This window comes from Gramella sp. Hel_I_59 (assembly GCF_006714895.1).
GTDB lineage: Bacteria > Bacteroidota > Bacteroidia > Flavobacteriales > Flavobacteriaceae > Christiangramia.
In genome coordinates, this window is the sequence record NZ_VFME01000001.1 from 2,275,800 (window position 1) to 2,290,969 (window position 15,170).

At 31.3% G+C, this 15,170-nt stretch carries 17 protein-coding genes; 16 read left to right on the forward strand and 1 reads right to left on the reverse strand.

The window, feature by feature from the left end; genetic code table 11:
- Positions 1-376 precede the first annotated feature (376 nt).
- The 5 genes from JM79_RS10410 (at position 377) to JM79_RS10430 (ending at position 3,424) form a co-directional block, all read left to right on the forward strand.
- Positions 377-1,000 (forward strand): hypothetical protein, encoded by a 624-nt coding sequence (locus JM79_RS10410; protein ID WP_141878090.1) that lies wholly within the window; start codon positions 377-379, stop codon positions 998-1,000.
- A 160-nt stretch (positions 1,001-1,160) separates the two neighbouring features.
- Positions 1,161-1,829, forward strand: a complete 669-nt coding sequence (locus JM79_RS10415) for a tetratricopeptide repeat protein (RefSeq protein WP_141878091.1) — start codon at positions 1,161-1,163, stop codon at positions 1,827-1,829.
- 184 nt (positions 1,830-2,013) lie between these two features.
- The gene (locus tag JM79_RS10420) at positions 2,014-2,295 is read left to right on the forward strand and encodes a type II toxin-antitoxin system RelE/ParE family toxin (protein WP_141878092.1); all 282 of its coding nucleotides are present in this window, start codon (positions 2,014-2,016) and stop codon (positions 2,293-2,295) included.
- A gap of 18 nt (positions 2,296-2,313) precedes the next feature.
- On the forward strand, positions 2,314-2,613 hold the full coding sequence (locus JM79_RS10425; protein ID WP_141878093.1) for a HigA family addiction module antitoxin: 300 nt from the start codon (positions 2,314-2,316) through the stop codon (positions 2,611-2,613).
- 139 nt (positions 2,614-2,752) lie between these two features.
- Entirely contained in the window at positions 2,753-3,424 is a 672-nt protein-coding gene (locus JM79_RS10430) for a hypothetical protein (protein WP_141878094.1), read from the forward strand.
- Between the two features lie 167 nt (positions 3,425-3,591).
- Here JM79_RS10430 and JM79_RS10435 read toward each other — a convergent pair whose 3' ends face one another.
- The gene (locus tag JM79_RS10435; RefSeq protein ID WP_141878058.1) at positions 3,592-4,578 is read right to left on the reverse strand and encodes an IS110 family transposase; all 987 of its coding nucleotides are present in this window, start codon (positions 4,576-4,578) and stop codon (positions 3,592-3,594) included.
- Between the two features lie 234 nt (positions 4,579-4,812).
- Here JM79_RS10435 and JM79_RS10440 point away from each other — a divergent pair, with 234 nt between their 5' ends.
- The 11 genes from JM79_RS10440 (at position 4,813) to JM79_RS10490 (ending at position 15,141) form a co-directional block, all read left to right on the forward strand.
- Positions 4,813-5,916 carry a DUF262 domain-containing protein gene (locus JM79_RS10440; RefSeq protein WP_141878095.1) on the forward strand — a complete coding sequence of 368 codons (1,104 nt, stop codon included), beginning with the start codon at positions 4,813-4,815 and terminating at the stop codon, positions 5,914-5,916.
- Complete coding sequence (locus tag JM79_RS10445; RefSeq protein ID WP_141878096.1) at positions 5,906-6,538, forward strand: MAE_28990/MAE_18760 family HEPN-like nuclease; 633 nt, start codon at positions 5,906-5,908, stop codon at positions 6,536-6,538. The genes JM79_RS10440 and JM79_RS10445 overlap by 11 nt, the downstream gene beginning before the upstream one ends.
- 155 nt (positions 6,539-6,693) lie before the next feature.
- On the forward strand, positions 6,694-7,611 hold the full coding sequence (locus JM79_RS10450) for a hypothetical protein (RefSeq protein WP_141878097.1): 918 nt from the start codon (positions 6,694-6,696) through the stop codon (positions 7,609-7,611).
- A 325-nt stretch (positions 7,612-7,936) separates the two neighbouring features.
- Positions 7,937-8,428: a hypothetical protein gene (locus tag JM79_RS10455; RefSeq protein ID WP_141878098.1), complete on the forward strand. Its 492-nt coding sequence runs from the start codon at positions 7,937-7,939 to the stop codon at positions 8,426-8,428.
- Between the two features lie 223 nt (positions 8,429-8,651).
- Positions 8,652-9,347: a CPBP family glutamic-type intramembrane protease gene (locus JM79_RS10460; protein WP_141878099.1), complete on the forward strand. Its 696-nt coding sequence runs from the start codon at positions 8,652-8,654 to the stop codon at positions 9,345-9,347.
- A 281-nt stretch (positions 9,348-9,628) separates the two neighbouring features.
- Positions 9,629-10,108 (forward strand): DUF423 domain-containing protein, encoded by a 480-nt coding sequence (locus JM79_RS10465; protein ID WP_141878100.1) that lies wholly within the window; start codon positions 9,629-9,631, stop codon positions 10,106-10,108.
- A 178-nt stretch (positions 10,109-10,286) separates the two neighbouring features.
- Positions 10,287-10,781: a hypothetical protein gene (locus tag JM79_RS10470; protein ID WP_141878101.1), complete on the forward strand. Its 495-nt coding sequence runs from the start codon at positions 10,287-10,289 to the stop codon at positions 10,779-10,781.
- A 153-nt stretch (positions 10,782-10,934) separates the two neighbouring features.
- Positions 10,935-11,540, forward strand: a complete 606-nt coding sequence (locus JM79_RS10475; protein WP_141878102.1) for a hypothetical protein — start codon at positions 10,935-10,937, stop codon at positions 11,538-11,540.
- Positions 11,541-12,934: 1,394 nt separating this feature from the next.
- Positions 12,935-13,498, forward strand: a complete 564-nt coding sequence (locus JM79_RS10480; protein ID WP_141878103.1) for a hypothetical protein — start codon at positions 12,935-12,937, stop codon at positions 13,496-13,498.
- A 165-nt stretch (positions 13,499-13,663) separates the two neighbouring features.
- Positions 13,664-13,993: a hypothetical protein gene (locus JM79_RS10485; protein ID WP_141878104.1), complete on the forward strand. Its 330-nt coding sequence runs from the start codon at positions 13,664-13,666 to the stop codon at positions 13,991-13,993.
- Between the two features lie 275 nt (positions 13,994-14,268).
- Positions 14,269-15,141 carry a hypothetical protein gene (locus JM79_RS10490; protein WP_141878105.1) on the forward strand — a complete coding sequence of 291 codons (873 nt, stop codon included), beginning with the start codon at positions 14,269-14,271 and terminating at the stop codon, positions 15,139-15,141.
- Positions 15,142-15,170: the final 29 nt, after the last annotated feature.

The following is a 15,170-nucleotide window of genomic DNA, read 5'->3' on the forward strand; positions in this document are numbered from 1 at the left end:
ACCATCGTAATATTGATTTTAAGGTATCCTGGAGCAGCAATCAGATGGTCAATTACAAGATTATGGAGCTCCGATAAAAAATTTAAAGAGTTTTTAAAGGAGGATGCTTTTATAAATGGAGTAGTTAGTTTAATTTTTATTCCGTTAATCGCCGTAGTGGTTAATACATTAATTTGAGTATAAAAACTAAGCACAACAACGGTTAATCTCCAATAGCCGGCACCGTTAGAAAGAAAATAATTAACTTTACCAACAAACCAATACTAAGCCGACAAATCCGCGTTCCTTACTCCGCCAACTGGCGATAACCGAGACCGTTGGCTAGCATATTAATACTATGAGTCGAATTATAATTTTTCTTCTGTCTTTCCTATATATGAGCTGTTCATCTCTAGAAAAGAAAAGTAAGACTAATGAAAATACTAATAGAAAAGAGGTACATCCGTATAAAGTCCTCATTAATGATTTTGAGAAAAATAAGCTTCATAAAATTTATCCAAATTTAGAAACGAGTAAGGCTTATCATCGTCTTCTTAAAGATATTCTAGATAGAAAGATTGAGATATCAGATTTGAAAACAAAAATGGGAAAGACTCTATTTCAGAATACTTTGAAAAAAGAATTGCAATGCTCAACAGATTCTGTTTGGATCGATGAAAATCTTTCCATTGTACACTTGAAAGAAAAATGTTGGGATTACTCAACGCAGAATTACAAATACAAAAATAGTGATTTCGGGTATTTTAAACCTGGAATGGATAAAGACTCAATTGTAAAATCATTTAAAAATAAAATTTCTTTCAATTATTATAGTAATTACATTAATGAATTAAAATCTCATGATCCGAAAAGTGATTTTTTAAACGATTATATTTATCTGAAAGAAGCTGCTGGCGATATAGCCTTTTACATTATAGCGGAGAATATGATAAAAGCAAATGTGAGCTTCAATCAACAAATAATTAAGCGAATATTTATAACAGAAATTGTGTACAATTAAGACGCTAGCCAACATCGGTTAATCGCCAATAAGCGGCAGCGTTAGTAAGAAAATAATCATCTTGATCAACAAACTAAGACTAAGCCGACAAATCCGCGTCCCTTACTCCGCCAACTGGCGATAACCGTAACCGTTGTGCACAATTTAAAAAGCAAGATTTTTGATTAAATACAAGCTGCTAATAATTATATTTCCACTCTTTTTAGGTTGTGAATTTTCAAATAATACAAATAGTTTTTCCGGAGAAAATTATCAAAAATCAGGAAATGATATTATTTCTTTCAAAAAAGATAATGAGTTTGGTTTTAAGGAAGGCAGTAAAGTCCAAAAATTAAATAGTAAAGGAGTTGATTTAGGTATAAAGAAAAAATACCAAGAAGCAGAAAAAGTTCTGAAGAAAGCTCTTCTTGAAGAACCGAAAAATCCAATAATTCTAAACAACATTGGATTAACATATTATAATCGAGGTATATATAATACTGCAATAAAATATTTTAATCAATCTTTAATGTTTTCTGACTCTACAAGCATAATGGCCGCAACAAATCTAGGTTTAACTTACTATGATCAAATGGATTATGCAAGAGCATTGGAAATAATGAATTTTAGCCTTTCAAAGCAGAATGGCGATAATGTAGAAAAACTTACTGTAAGACTGAATAGAATAATGGTGAATATTGAATTAGAAGATTGTGATGAAATATTCGCAGATAGAAAAGCTATAGAATATCTACGTCATAACAACGAATTAGGAGATTATGCCGCTTACCTTGAAGAAGTAGATGAACAATTATTTAAACTGTGCACAACAACGGTTCATCGCCAATAAGCGGCACCGTTAGTAAGAAAATAATTAACTTGACCAACGAACCAATACTAAGCCGACAAATCCGCGTCCCTTACTCCGCCAACTGGCGATAACCGAGACCGTTAGGCAGCATAATTTTTATCGTGCTTGAAACTTCTAATTTTTTACTTATCTTTGACGTTAGTAACGTAAAACAAAATTATTTGTGATTAAATCTTTTGCAGACAAAGAAGCTGACAAAATTTGGAATGGAACCCAATCAAGAAAGCTTCCTGCTAATATTCAAAACGTAGCTAGAAGAAAACTAAGAATGGTAAATAATGCTCAAAATATAAATGACTTAAGAATTCCTCCAGCTAATCATTTGGAAAAGCTGAGTGGAAATTTAGAAGGTTTTCATAGCATTAGAATTAATAAACAATGGAGAATAATGTTCAAATGGAAAAATGACAATGCTTTTGAGGTGCAAATTGTTGACTACCATTAAACTTAAAAAAATAGAAAAATGAAAAAACTTGAAAACATACATCCTGGAGAAATCTTAAAAGAAGAGTTTTTAGATCCGATGGAAATTACAGCATACCGACTTTCCAAAGAAACATTTATCCCGCAGACAAGAATAAGTGAAATCATTAAAAAGAAAAGAAGAATAACTGATGATACAGCTCTTCGTCTTTCAAAATATTTTGGAACTACTGCAAAATTTTGGTTGGGATTGCAAGATGATTATGATTTGGAAGAGGAAAGATTTTTAAAAGAGAAAGAGTTTAATAACATAAAGCCGTTAGAAAATAACGCAGCCTAACAGCGGTTCATCGCAAATAACGGGTATTGCCGAAAAAGTGTAATTTTAATGATCAAGAAAGAAAATGTTTAAGCCGACAAGTCCGCGTCCCTACTCCCGCAACTTGCGATAACCGCAAACCGTTGTGAATAATATTTATATGAGAATTCGACTTCTAATTTTTCTAATTCTTACTTCTTTTAAAGTTGTAAGTTCTACCCCACAAATTCCTGACATATTAATTTATAACGGAACTGATTATGATTGGAACGGGTATTCGCCAGCTGTCGATTTATTTGAAAAAAGAAAGTTCAAAGCTCCAGAGGAAGCTATCGAAACAACTGCCAATTATGGTATTTTCCTTTTCACGTACTCAATTTTAGATGATTGCTTATATCTTACTGACGTCAAAATATTAATTTCAACTGAGAAAGATGATATACCAGAACTAGGAGAGAAATCAGTGTTCGATCTTTATTTTCCAAACACTGATAAAGTTCTTATGAAGAACTATTCAGATATTCAAGTTATTCCATATGGCGACCAAATTAAACGAGATATAAAGGGAAGAACCTTTTTTTACAAAAAAGACTATTTCGTATTTGATTTTGAAAATGGAATTGTAATTAAAACATTAGAATTAAGTTTTAGAAAATATCAAAAACTTAAAAACGAACAATTTCAAAAACTCAAAAATTCATCAGATTATAAGAAATTAGTGCGTAAAAACAGACAAAACCTTATATATTTCAATGAGTATAATGATCAAAAGTTTTCTATGAATGAATATTTAGAAATGAATATATTGGATGAAATAAATCATCTACAATAAACACTATTCACAACATCGGTTCATCGCCAATAAGCGGCACCGTTAGAAAGTAAATAATTAACTTGATCAACGAACCAATACTAAGCCGACAAATCCGCGTCCCCTACTCCGCCAACTGGCGATAACCGTATTCCAAGGTTAAATCCAAGCCTTTTGTGCTAATTTTTTCAGGCTGCAAATCTTTGTAATTCCACATAAGGCGTTCCTCTCTTCACCACTGCAAACACTCTGGATAACAGTTTATTGCGGACATTGTTTAGCGCAATCATCTTTAACTTACCTTCCTCCCGCTTTTTCTTATAATATTGCCGTAATTCACTGTCATATTGAATGGCTGTACAGGCCGCCATGCTAAGCAGGCTCTTCATTTGCCGATCTCCCATCGGGTGGCATTTTCGCTTTTTGTGAATACTGCTTCCCGAACTATGACCAAAGGGAGCCGTCCCACAATAACTGGAGAATTGGCGCCAGCTATTAAAGCGTTCAAAATTATTGGTGTGATAAAGCAACTGGGCGCCTACAACTAAACCAACACCTTTTAAAGAAGTGATCAACTTATAATTTTGCGATAATGCCTCAGAAGTCTTTATCAGTGATTTTAGTTGCTTCTCTATTTTATTTATTTGAGAAGTCAGGTGAGTAATAGAGCTTACAAGCGTTTTACAACAGGTATCTGTAGAACTGCTGCTGAGCAACTTTTTCAGCTCTGAAAGGGTATTCTTCAATCCCGTACGACTACGAACCAGCTGATCACGCAAAGCCAGCAACCTGCCTACTTCTAATAGTTCATTATCTTTCAGCTCACTCGGTGAAAGTTCCTCACGGTGAAGCCAGCCATACCTGGCGATCATCATGGCATCTACCACGTCATTCTTCTCTCTGATCACTCCGGAAGAACGTTTGATTACTACAGGATTTTCCTGTACATATACCTGCTTCTTTGAAGATAAATACAACGCTAACTTCAAGGAATAATGACCGGTATTCTCAAAACAGAAAAACACTTTTTGTTCCTTACCGTTAGCCCATTGCAACAAGGCTTTATAACCCTTCACATCATTACTGAACTCCCGATGGGAACTACGATTGTAAGCATAGGCATCTAACTTGTTTTTTGAAACATCAATTCCGATTACTTCTTGGTAATTTTTCATATTTTTAAAAAATTATTATTTGAAGGGCGCATTAACTAACTCCTTTAACGGGTCCATAATAAGACCTGGTATTCCAAATGGTTCTTGCTGCCCGTATGAAGAATGGAGGACTCTTACGGCTATTGGATCTGTAATCTCGAGACCGTTTTAGTTCTCCTCCTTCTTCATCTCAAAGGTATATTTATTAATAAGCGAAGTAAAGGAGACCGTTGTAAACAATTTTAAAATAGAAATATGGCTCTACAAGATGAAATAGAACTAAAATCAAAAGAAATACATACTGAAAATTTGAGTATGTCTTTAGGAGAAATAATTAGTATGTATGAACAAGGAGATTTAGATATCCATCCTGAGTTTCAAAGATTTTATAGATGGTCAGACCAACAAAAAACTAAGTTAATTGAATCCATACTATTAAATATCCCAATTCCGTCAATATTCGTGGCACAACGTCCAGATGGAATTTGGGATGTGGTTGATGGATTACAAAGACTATCTACAATTTTTGAATTTCTAGGTATTTTAAAAAATGAGAATAACGAATTGGTAGCGCCATTGAAACTTGAAAAAACTAATTTATTACCATCTCTTGAAAACAAGGTTTGGAGTAGCGATAATGGTGATGAGTTTACAGATGTCCAACAAAGATATTTTAAAAGAAGTAGATTAAATTTTGTGATAATTCAAAAGGAAAGTGACTCTAGTAGTAAATATGAACTATTTCAGAGACTCAACACAGGTGGTAGTTCCTTAACACCTCAGGAAGTTAGAAATTGTTTACTAATTATGAGTGAGGAGGATAATTTTGAAAAACTAAAATCATTATCAGAAGAAGAAAGCTTCCTTAATTCTATAAATATTTCAGATAAAAACTTAGATGAACAATATGATAAGGAATTAACAACACGCTACTTAGTATTAAAAGGATTTGAACCTGATGAACTTAGTTCTATAAGCGACTTGAGTACATTTTTAGATGATGAAATAGTGAAATTTTTCGAGAATGATAATTTACACTGGGATGCTGTAACTGACAATTTTAGAAGGACATTCAACCTTATTGATGATTCAATGGGTTCAGACGCTTTTAAAAAATATAGTATTGAAAAAGATTCTTTCTATGGTGGATTTATAGTTTCAGCTTTTGAAATGATCGCGATAAATATTGGGAATAATTTAGATTATTGGGAAGAAAGAAGTGAACGAATAGAAGGTAAGATAAAAGAATGCTGGCAAAAAATTAGTGATGAGAATATATCATGGAAAGGTTATAGCGCTTCGGGTAGACTACCCAAAACAATTTCTGTAGGAAGAGAAATATTTGGTAATGAAAGTTAGGACTGTAGCAGAACTTCAAAATAAGTTAGATGCTGAGATTTCGTGGCGTAAGAAAGAGCTTGTTGACTATAAATTTATTGTCGAAAGAAATAAAAACGCGCTCCAGATTACACCTTTGGTTAGAGGTGGTATTGCATTGGGTTATGCCCATTGGGAAGGATTTATTAAAAATGCAGCATCAATCTTCATAAGTTATATATCGACAAAAAAAATACCCTTAAAAGACTTAAAAACAAACTTTACAGCTCTAAATTATATGAGAAGTTTAAATAAGCAAAAGTCCATTGAAGAGTGTATAGAACTTATTGAAAAAGTGATTGAAGAAAGTGACAAGCCTTGTAAAATTTTTGATAAAGATGTCATTGATACTAAGTCAAATTTGAGGTTTTATGTTCTTAAGGATATTCTGTTATCCTTAGGTTTTGAAGACGATTTTTTTAGTTCTAAAGAAAATTTCTTGGACAAAAAATTGGTAGATCCAAGAAATGATATTGCTCACGGTACTTATCGCGAAGTATCCTATGAAGATTATAAAATAGTGTTTGATAACATACTGCCACTAATGGAACATTTTAAAACATTAGTAGAAAACGCTACTTCTACAGAAAGTTATAAGAATTAAAACTGTTTACAACAACGGTTAATCGCCAATAAACGGCAGCGTTAGAAAGAAAATAATTAACTTGACCAATAAACCAATACTAAGCCGACAAATCCGCGTCCCCTACTCCGCCAACTGGCGATAACCGAGACCGTTAGGCACAATTACAAAACAGAATGGATAAATACGAAGCGTTTGAGAAATTAAGGGAGTATTCTAAAGATTTGTCAAATCACACTTATGAAGAAATCTATGAATTATTAAAAAGTGGAATAAAAGCAATTCCAATACCATTAGCAAAAATTCATAAGGCCGCTTTTATTGATAGAGTTAGACAAAACGATGGCACTCAGCTTTTTAAACACATAAATGATCTCGGTTATATTAAAGATCAAGATGTTATTGATAAAATTCTGACATCATTTGGGCGAGCCAATTGTCCACATCAGGTTATGTTTTACGGAGCATTAGAAAGTTATTTAATAGACAAACCAAGGCTTACAGCAATTGCAGAAACTTCAACATTATTCAGAAATCCTAAATTAAATTCACATTCTGGAGACTTATTTACAGTTAGTAGGTGGGAAACATCGAATGAATTTCTCGCAGTAGAAATAGTATTTTCTAAGTATGCTTTAGCCAATAATGAAGCCGTAAAAAAATCTTATGAAAGACAGATAAAAATGTTAGAAGAACACGGATTAGAACAAAAAGAGATAGATTTTCATTTAGATTTTTTAAAATTTATAAGCGAAGAGTTTTCAAAAAAAGTAACAAATCATGAAGATTATAAAATTAGTGCGGCTTATACAAATATTGTAATGTTACACCCAGATGTTCAAGGTATTGTGTACCCAAGTGTACAAACCGATTATTTTGGAATTAATATAGTTGTTCCACCTGAAACAGTTGATCGATTAATTAATCCAAAGATTACGAGCACTCTTACCTTATATAAAAACGGTTTAAAATCACTTATAACTAATGGAAAATATGTTTGTAAAAATATAAATCCAAAGAAAGATCTAGACTGGCAAGAAACTGGTCACAAACAATTGTCTGAAGAGGAAATAAAAGATCATCTAGATTTGTAACTGTGCCTAACAACGGTTAATCGCCAATAAGCGGCACCGTTAGTAAGAAAATAATTAACTTGACCAACAAACCAATACTAAGCCGACAAATCCGCGTCCCTTACTCCGCCAACTGGCGATAACCGGGACAGTTACAAAACATTTTATGAGATATATTATATTCCTATTTCTTTTAATAACATCTACCTGTTTCTCACAAAAGAGATATTCTTTTGATTTTCTAATTGAATATGAATTCAATTCTATTAAAGATTCTCTTAGTAATAAAGAAGTATTATATCTCACTAATTCAAAAGATAATTCTTACTTCGCGAAAATTGAAAGTATGGACACTTTGTACTTTGATTTAGAGTTCGTAGATCAAGACAAAGTTTGGGCTGAAACTAAAGTGTCAAAAGAAGATTTTTTTATGGCAGAAGGAATTAACCTTACTTGTGATTATAACCTAAGCTATAGAAATGACTTTAAATTTAGAACCAAGGAATATGAATTTGAATTATTACCGGATACTATTTTAAATAATAAATCGCTAAGACAATACAAACTTAAATATATTGGAAAGCGAAAAAGAAAAAAATCATTTCCAGTTGGATCAAATACTTATATTATAAAAGATTCTACAGCTTTTCATCTACCAATATTAACACATTCTACAGCTTTTGAGGAATGGGAAATAAATAAGAAAATTCCAAATGGAATATTTAGTGAAAAAATTTTCTATGATTACCAGAACAATATTGAATATAAGTTCATATTAAAGAATTGTTATAAAATTAAAAAATCGATAATTGTTCCAGAAGATTGTTTGGAACAATAAAACGTTTTGTAACAACGGTTAATCGCCAATAAGCGGCACCGTTAGTAAGAAAATAATTATCTTGATCAACAAATCAATACTAAGCCGACAAATCCGCGTCCCTTACTCCGCCAACTGGCGATAACCGAGACCGTTGCCAATCATAGCTCCAACATGATTTAGTTATAATTTTTTAAAATAATTTGTCATTAATAATTGAACTAAATTAACCTGAAAGAAAAAATTGCTAGAATTAAATGACATTTGGAAACTTGCAAAATGTGGTTTCGTTGGAGCTCAAAAAAGAAGCTGGAAACAAACCTTGATATTTATTCTAAAAATATTTCTGATTTTATTGATATTCAAAATTATTTCGTTCGGACTAATATATATTTTGGATCAATTTGAGATCTATAAAATTCCAACAAATTTAAATAGATCAAGATTTAAAAATTTATCGGATTTAGAAATACTTCTACTTTCTTCGATATATGCACCAATCGTAGAGGAACTAGCTTTTAGACTACCAATAAAATTCTCTAAAAGGAATTTAATAATTGCATCAATTAGTTTAAGCTTGATTTCTTTAAGGATATTCTTGCAACTTGATTATTTATACTCTTTAGTTATAAGCTTTACAATAGGTGTATTGCTATATTATATAATCCAGGATAAATTGATAAAATTGATCTCGACATTTTGGTCGAAAAATAAACTAGTAATATTCTATTCTTTATTAATGATATTTAGTCTTTATCACTTAAAAAATTACGAGATAACTACAGATTTATTGATATTTTCCCCTATAATTCTATTACCTAGAATTTTAAGCGGTATAGTTTATTCGTATGTCAGATTAAGTTCAGGAATAATGACTGCTATTGTTATTCATGCATTAAACAATGGAGTTCCTAAAATAATTTTAATGATAGTAAATTAACAAAAGTATAAATGTCGCAACGATAGGCAACAACGGTTAATCGCCAATAAGCGGCACCGTTAGTAAGAAAATAATTAACTTGACCAACAACAAAACACTAAGCCGACAAATCCGCGTTCCTTACTCCGCCAACTGGCGATAACCGGGACCGTTGTAAACAAGAACAACTTCAAAATTTTGAGTAAAAAGAAAAATTTAAAAACTAAATCGTAGATTGCTTTAAATTGAAATTAACAAACAACCAACTTAAAAGTCGCCAAGACCTATTTTAAATTTAGAATATGAAAGACTGGAGTTTTCAAGTTAAAAATAGTCCTTTAGAGATTAGCAAGCAGTTAAAATCATCGCTCGAGAATGCAAAGAGATTTGCCTTTGATATGAAGAATAATAAACATAATCTGATCAACTTTAAACTAAGAAAAAGGCTTCTACTTCCATTTGAGATAAACACTCAAAATAACATTATTGTAAATGGAAAAATTTCTAAAACTAGTTCTGGTAATGAAACAGATGTAGAAGTTTCATTTTCTCAACATCCTTTATCAAAATTATTAATGTACGGGCACATAATTTTAGGTTTAGGTTTTTTAGCTGCGATAATTCTAGAATACAGTAACAATTTTTATACATACTTAATTGCTGGAATTTTATTACTAATAGGAGTTTTATTAGGGTTTCATCTAAAAAGGAATTTTGATAAAAATGTTCAAGAATACAAGAAATTGATTTCTGAAATATTAGAACAAAATTTAAACTATTAGAAATAGATTTTCATAACTAAAAGTACGGTGTTGTTCCAGTTTACAACATCGGTTATAGCAAATAGCGGGTTTTGCCGAAAAAGTGTAATCTAGAAAACCAAGAGACAAAAGGTTAAGCCGACAAATCCGCGTTCTAAATCCCGCTACTTGTCCATAACCGTAACCGTTGCACACAATTATGATGAAAGATTTTTTACTCCTAATATTAATATTTCCGACTTTTCTAATCGCACAAGATTTTGAATTGAAAAATGTAAATGCTGCACAAATAAGAAAAGAAATAAAATCTTCTGGTGAAGAACTAGATCCAATTTATATATATCTGACAAATAATTATAAACCTACCTCAGAAAGGGAAAGTGTTCAAAAATATGATTACCTAGATTACAGTATTTGCGCTTTTGAACAAGAATTTGAAAATGTTATAAAATATTCAACAAAATCCTGCCAAGAAGCTGGAGGTATAACAAACACAATTCAACTTCCGAAAATTCAAAAATCATCAATAACTAATTGGATTGAAAAAATTTACAAAGCTGAATTAACTGATATACCAAATGTTTGGAATTCCGACCAAACCATTTATGGTCCAGAGGGTGGAGAAGCCGGATGTTATTATGAGATTAAAGAGAATGAAAATAATTATACTATCGAAAATTATTGTGGCTGTTGAACTAACATAACTGTGTGCAACAACGGTTAATCGCCAATAAGCGGCACCTTTAGTAAGAAATTAATTAACTTGACCAACAAACCAATACTAAGCCGACAAATCCGCGTCCCCTACTCCGCCAACTGGCGATAACCGAAACCGTTATCTCTCATTTTGAAGAAAACTTTTGACATATTATTAATATTACTTGCTATTTTAATAGTGGGCTTCGTTGGATTTACACTTTTTGGAGTGCTAATAGTTCAAACAAAATCGGATGATAAATTTTTTGAAGACAATAAACTAAGCCATTCTGAATCAAGATATGATAGAATTTTATACTCATACGGACTTGACACTTTGAATTTGCAAAATTATGTTCTCAAACGCAAAGTTAAAATGATATTAAAAAAGACGGAGCGTGATTCGACAATTACATTCCAATTAATTGGTACAAATGACACGCTTGATAATTATGGATTTACTCAATATGCTAAATATGATAAGTCGATTTACATTGTAGGTCAAAAACATGAAATTATTGAATCTAAAAGATATATAAATAAGGAAATATCAAATATCGCATTTGATTTATACTACGCTGTGGATCCACCTACGGATTGGAACGGACCGTTTCTATTTAATCCGACTTATGGTGTTCTTAATATTGAGGCGTGGTCGTCAGGAAGAAAAGTGCTTATTTTACCAACCAATTATAATCGAAATATAAAAGCTGAATTATTAAATAAAAACATTAATGTGCAACAAAACGAGAGATAACATCGGTTCATCGCAAATAACGGGTTTAGTCGAAAAAGTGTAATTTTAGAAACCAGGAAAGAAAATGGTTAAGCCGACAAGTCCGCGTCACTAATCCCGTAACTTGCGATAACCGTAACCGTTATACACAAGTGCTCCGCCATAAAAAATGAAATACGAAATAAATAAAGTAAAGAAATGTCCTATTGAATATCAATTATACGACTTAATATTAAAAAAGATTCTGCAAGATTAAAGAAAGGTAGACTTTTAAGTAGCGTAAACTGTCCTAATAAATAATTAAAACTGTTATTTTGAATTTAAAGAAAGACTCTAGGATTGCACTTATCTATTCTTGTATCTACGTCGGATTAAGTACCATAATGCTTTACACAATTTCACCTTCTGACCCATTTTCATTTGAAGGTATTTACGATAACATACTATATTTAATATTATGTCTATTAGTCATTCCAGGACAGCTTTTGAGTTGGGGATTAAGATATGGAGGATTTGAGTCTTGGACTTCTGAACTAATATTTGTTAGTCTAAGTCAATTACTAAACTTATTAATTTGGTGGAGAATTATACTTTACTTTAAAAGAAAATAATAAGGTTCACTAAAATAGAAATAACTAAAAAAATGAGATTGTTATCTATTTAGGTGAAAATTTAAATTTTGAAGTTTTTTTGTGCAACTTCAGCATAACTTTGGTTCTTACTCGCACGTTTCACATCAGTGTATAACAACGATTTTAGCTACTAAAAACATTAAAAATCCAATATGAAAAATTTGACTATTAAAACCTTCAATTGATAATGTTGAACTAAGAATCTTTTGTTTATCGGTAACTTTCAAAATTCTGGTTTTATTGGAAATTCAGACAAATCGTTCAGAATGCCTTTTTATAGTAAAGAAGCCTTTAGTAGCTACTCAAAAACAAATTAGCTACTAAGAACTTCATCAAAAATAAGCTTAGTACCAAGAAACGGACACTTACTCGGACGCTATAATTGTAACAAAACGAGCGAGATTTTTCATCAATGTGAGAGTATTCCCGACAGTGGCATATCTCAGGTTCTTACTCGGCTCTGTCGCACCAGTGTATAACAACGAATATTCGCAATTGTGGCCATTTCAAATAAAATAGTATTTTTAGAAACCAGGAAACAAAAATCTAAGCCGACAAATCCGAATACCTTCAACCACAACTGACGATTATTCGAAACCGTTGGCAACAATATTTATACAGACACAATTATGAACAAAACACGAATTTTAGGTATACTATTACTAACTCTTGGTATATTAATAATGAATTATTTTGACCATAAAAATTATCATTTACTAGCCGGAATTTTATGTGGTGCAGGATTAATATGGTCAATAACAGGAAAAATTCAATTTAAGAGAAATGCAAAATAGAATTGCAATAATTGAATCTTTCAAATCATTCCTTGGAGAAAGAAAAAAATCAATCGATAATCGATTAAGATATGTCGAAATACTTAAATTTTTTACTGCTGCTTTCATTTTATTGGTAATTATTATCATTATAAAATCTCTTTTACCATTTAATGTTTTAAGCGATAAACTAGAATGGAATAATTCAGCAGTAGTCATAATTTTTTCTATAACTTATTTGCTACATGGACCAAGATATTTCTATGAATCAAAACTTTTAAAACATTTAAAAACACTAAAAAAGGAAGAAAAAAAATTTTCTGATAATGAAACTTTAAATATTCAACTGAAAACTACAATTAATGAAATCAATCATTACAAAAAGAATTGGTTCATTGTTGCCTCAGTTGTAATCATAATGATTGCTAGTATAATACACGCAATTATAGATGATTTTGAATATTGGAAATATTTAAAAATCCCTTTTCTACTATTTATAATAATAATTTCATTTGATTTTCTTAAAAAGTATAACCGTTTAAGTAAGAACATCAAAGAATATGAAGAACAATAAATACAGTTGCCAACATCGGTTAATCGCAAATAACGGGTATTGTCGAAAAAGTGTAATTTTAGAAATCAAGAAACAAACGAGTTAATCCGACAAGTCCGCGTCCGTACTCCCGTAACTTGCGATAACCGTAACCGTTGTAGCAAATTAAACCATTAAAATTTCCGTATGAAAAAATGGATCTTTAGAATATCAATATTAATGAATATAGTTTTTATAATCAGCTATTTAAATTCTCCTTCTTATGATATTGGAAGATTAGAAAAAGATATTGAAATAGGTATATTCACATCCGATTCTACAATGTTGAAAATTCCAAAAGGAATAACAGTTAGAAATGCTTCACAACGTGGAATAAGTTCAATCGGACAATTTGAAAATGAGAGATTTGAATTAGTAATTACAAGTGATGATCCAAATTTGGTAAATTATGATGTTCCAGAGGATAGCTTAAAAGCATTCGGAAATTTCTATTCTGCAGATGTACTTAATTATTAGATAGAATAATAGTTCAATTTCCAAAAAGCAATAACATAGAGCTCAAAGTAATTGGTAGTTTTCCAAGTAATCCTAATGCTAAAGATTTTGGAACTAAAATTATAGAGTGTGTAAGGTTTAACTTGCAACAACAACGGTTAATCGCCAATAAGCGGCACCGTTAGAAAGAAAATAATTAACTTGACCAACTTACCAATATTAAGCCGACAACTCCGCGTCACTTACTCCGCCAACTGGCGATAACCGAGACCGTTAGAGGCAATAATTTTACACAGATGAGAATTACATATTTTTTTATTGCGTTCCTTATAATTAGTTGTTCAACTCAAAAAAAAGGATTTGTAGAATATGATGATTTACTATATAAAGGACTGATTGAATATAAAGATCAAGAATATAAAAGTGCTTTAGATCATTTAGAACAAGCCATAGATATTTTACCTAAAGAAGATGAAAAATCATATTTCTATGCTTCCGCAGCTGCTTTTCATTTAAACCAAGATAAAAAAGCCAAAAATATACTCAGGTCAGCTTTAGAAAATACATATGTAAACCAAGATTATTTCAACAATTTTAAAGAATTTGTTCCTTTTAAAAACAAAACGATATTTAATGAATTAGATGAGAATTTTTCCAAACACACTCAAACATTTTATGCCAATTTAGAACACCCAGAAATTTTTAAAGAACTTGATAGTTTACTAGATGCTGATCAAAAAGTTCGCACGGATGGTAGTTCTACAGAAAAAATGGTTAAAACTGATTCAACTAACATTGTTCGTCTAATAGAAATCACTAAAAAATATGGGTGGCAAGATAAAGGACAATTATTGCTATGGCACCAAAGAGGAACCTATAAGGAACAAAATTGGGTTTGGAATTATTTCAAGCCTTTCATAAATAAGGAAATTGAAAAAGGAAAAATCAGAAAAAGCTTCTGGGTTCAATATGAAGAGTTTGAAAATGTTATCAATGAGAAATATCAGCTTTATGGAATGTACCCTCATAACTATGATATGTTTCCTTTGAAAGATCCGAAAAACGTTGACAAAAGAAGAGATTCTTTAGGTTTACAACCATTATGGGTAATGAACAAGATTTATGATTGGCCTTTACCTGATAATTACGACAAAAATTACAGCCTCTAACATCGGTTCATCGCCAATAAGCGGCACCG

What these genes read in the sequence shown, in the direction of transcription:
- JM79_RS10410 (WP_141878090.1), top strand. Translation starts at nt 377, where the DNA reads ATGAGCTGTTCATCTCTAGAAAAGAAAAGTAAGACTAATGAAAATACT.
- JM79_RS10425 (WP_141878093.1), top strand. Translation starts at nt 2,314, where the DNA reads ATGAAAAAACTTGAAAACATACATCCTGGAGAAATCTTAAAAGAAGAG.
- JM79_RS10430 (WP_141878094.1), top strand. Translation starts at nt 2,753, where the DNA reads ATGAGAATTCGACTTCTAATTTTTCTAATTCTTACTTCTTTTAAAGTT.
- JM79_RS10435 (WP_141878058.1), bottom strand. Translation starts at nt 4,578, where the DNA reads ATGAAAAATTACCAAGAAGTAATCGGAATTGATGTTTCAAAAAACAAG.
- JM79_RS10440 (WP_141878095.1), top strand. Translation starts at nt 4,813, where the DNA reads ATGGCTCTACAAGATGAAATAGAACTAAAATCAAAAGAAATACATACT.
- JM79_RS10445 (WP_141878096.1), top strand. Translation starts at nt 5,906, where the DNA reads ATGAAAGTTAGGACTGTAGCAGAACTTCAAAATAAGTTAGATGCTGAG.
- JM79_RS10450 (WP_141878097.1), top strand. Translation starts at nt 6,694, where the DNA reads ATGGATAAATACGAAGCGTTTGAGAAATTAAGGGAGTATTCTAAAGAT.
- JM79_RS10455 (WP_141878098.1), top strand. Translation starts at nt 7,937, where the DNA reads ATGGACACTTTGTACTTTGATTTAGAGTTCGTAGATCAAGACAAAGTT.
- JM79_RS10465 (WP_141878100.1), top strand. Translation starts at nt 9,629, where the DNA reads ATGAAAGACTGGAGTTTTCAAGTTAAAAATAGTCCTTTAGAGATTAGC.
- JM79_RS10470 (WP_141878101.1), top strand. Translation starts at nt 10,287, where the DNA reads ATGATGAAAGATTTTTTACTCCTAATATTAATATTTCCGACTTTTCTA.
- JM79_RS10480 (WP_141878103.1), top strand. Translation starts at nt 12,935, where the DNA reads ATGCAAAATAGAATTGCAATAATTGAATCTTTCAAATCATTCCTTGGA.
- JM79_RS10485 (WP_141878104.1), top strand. Translation starts at nt 13,664, where the DNA reads ATGAAAAAATGGATCTTTAGAATATCAATATTAATGAATATAGTTTTT.
- JM79_RS10490 (WP_141878105.1), top strand. Translation starts at nt 14,269, where the DNA reads ATGAGAATTACATATTTTTTTATTGCGTTCCTTATAATTAGTTGTTCA.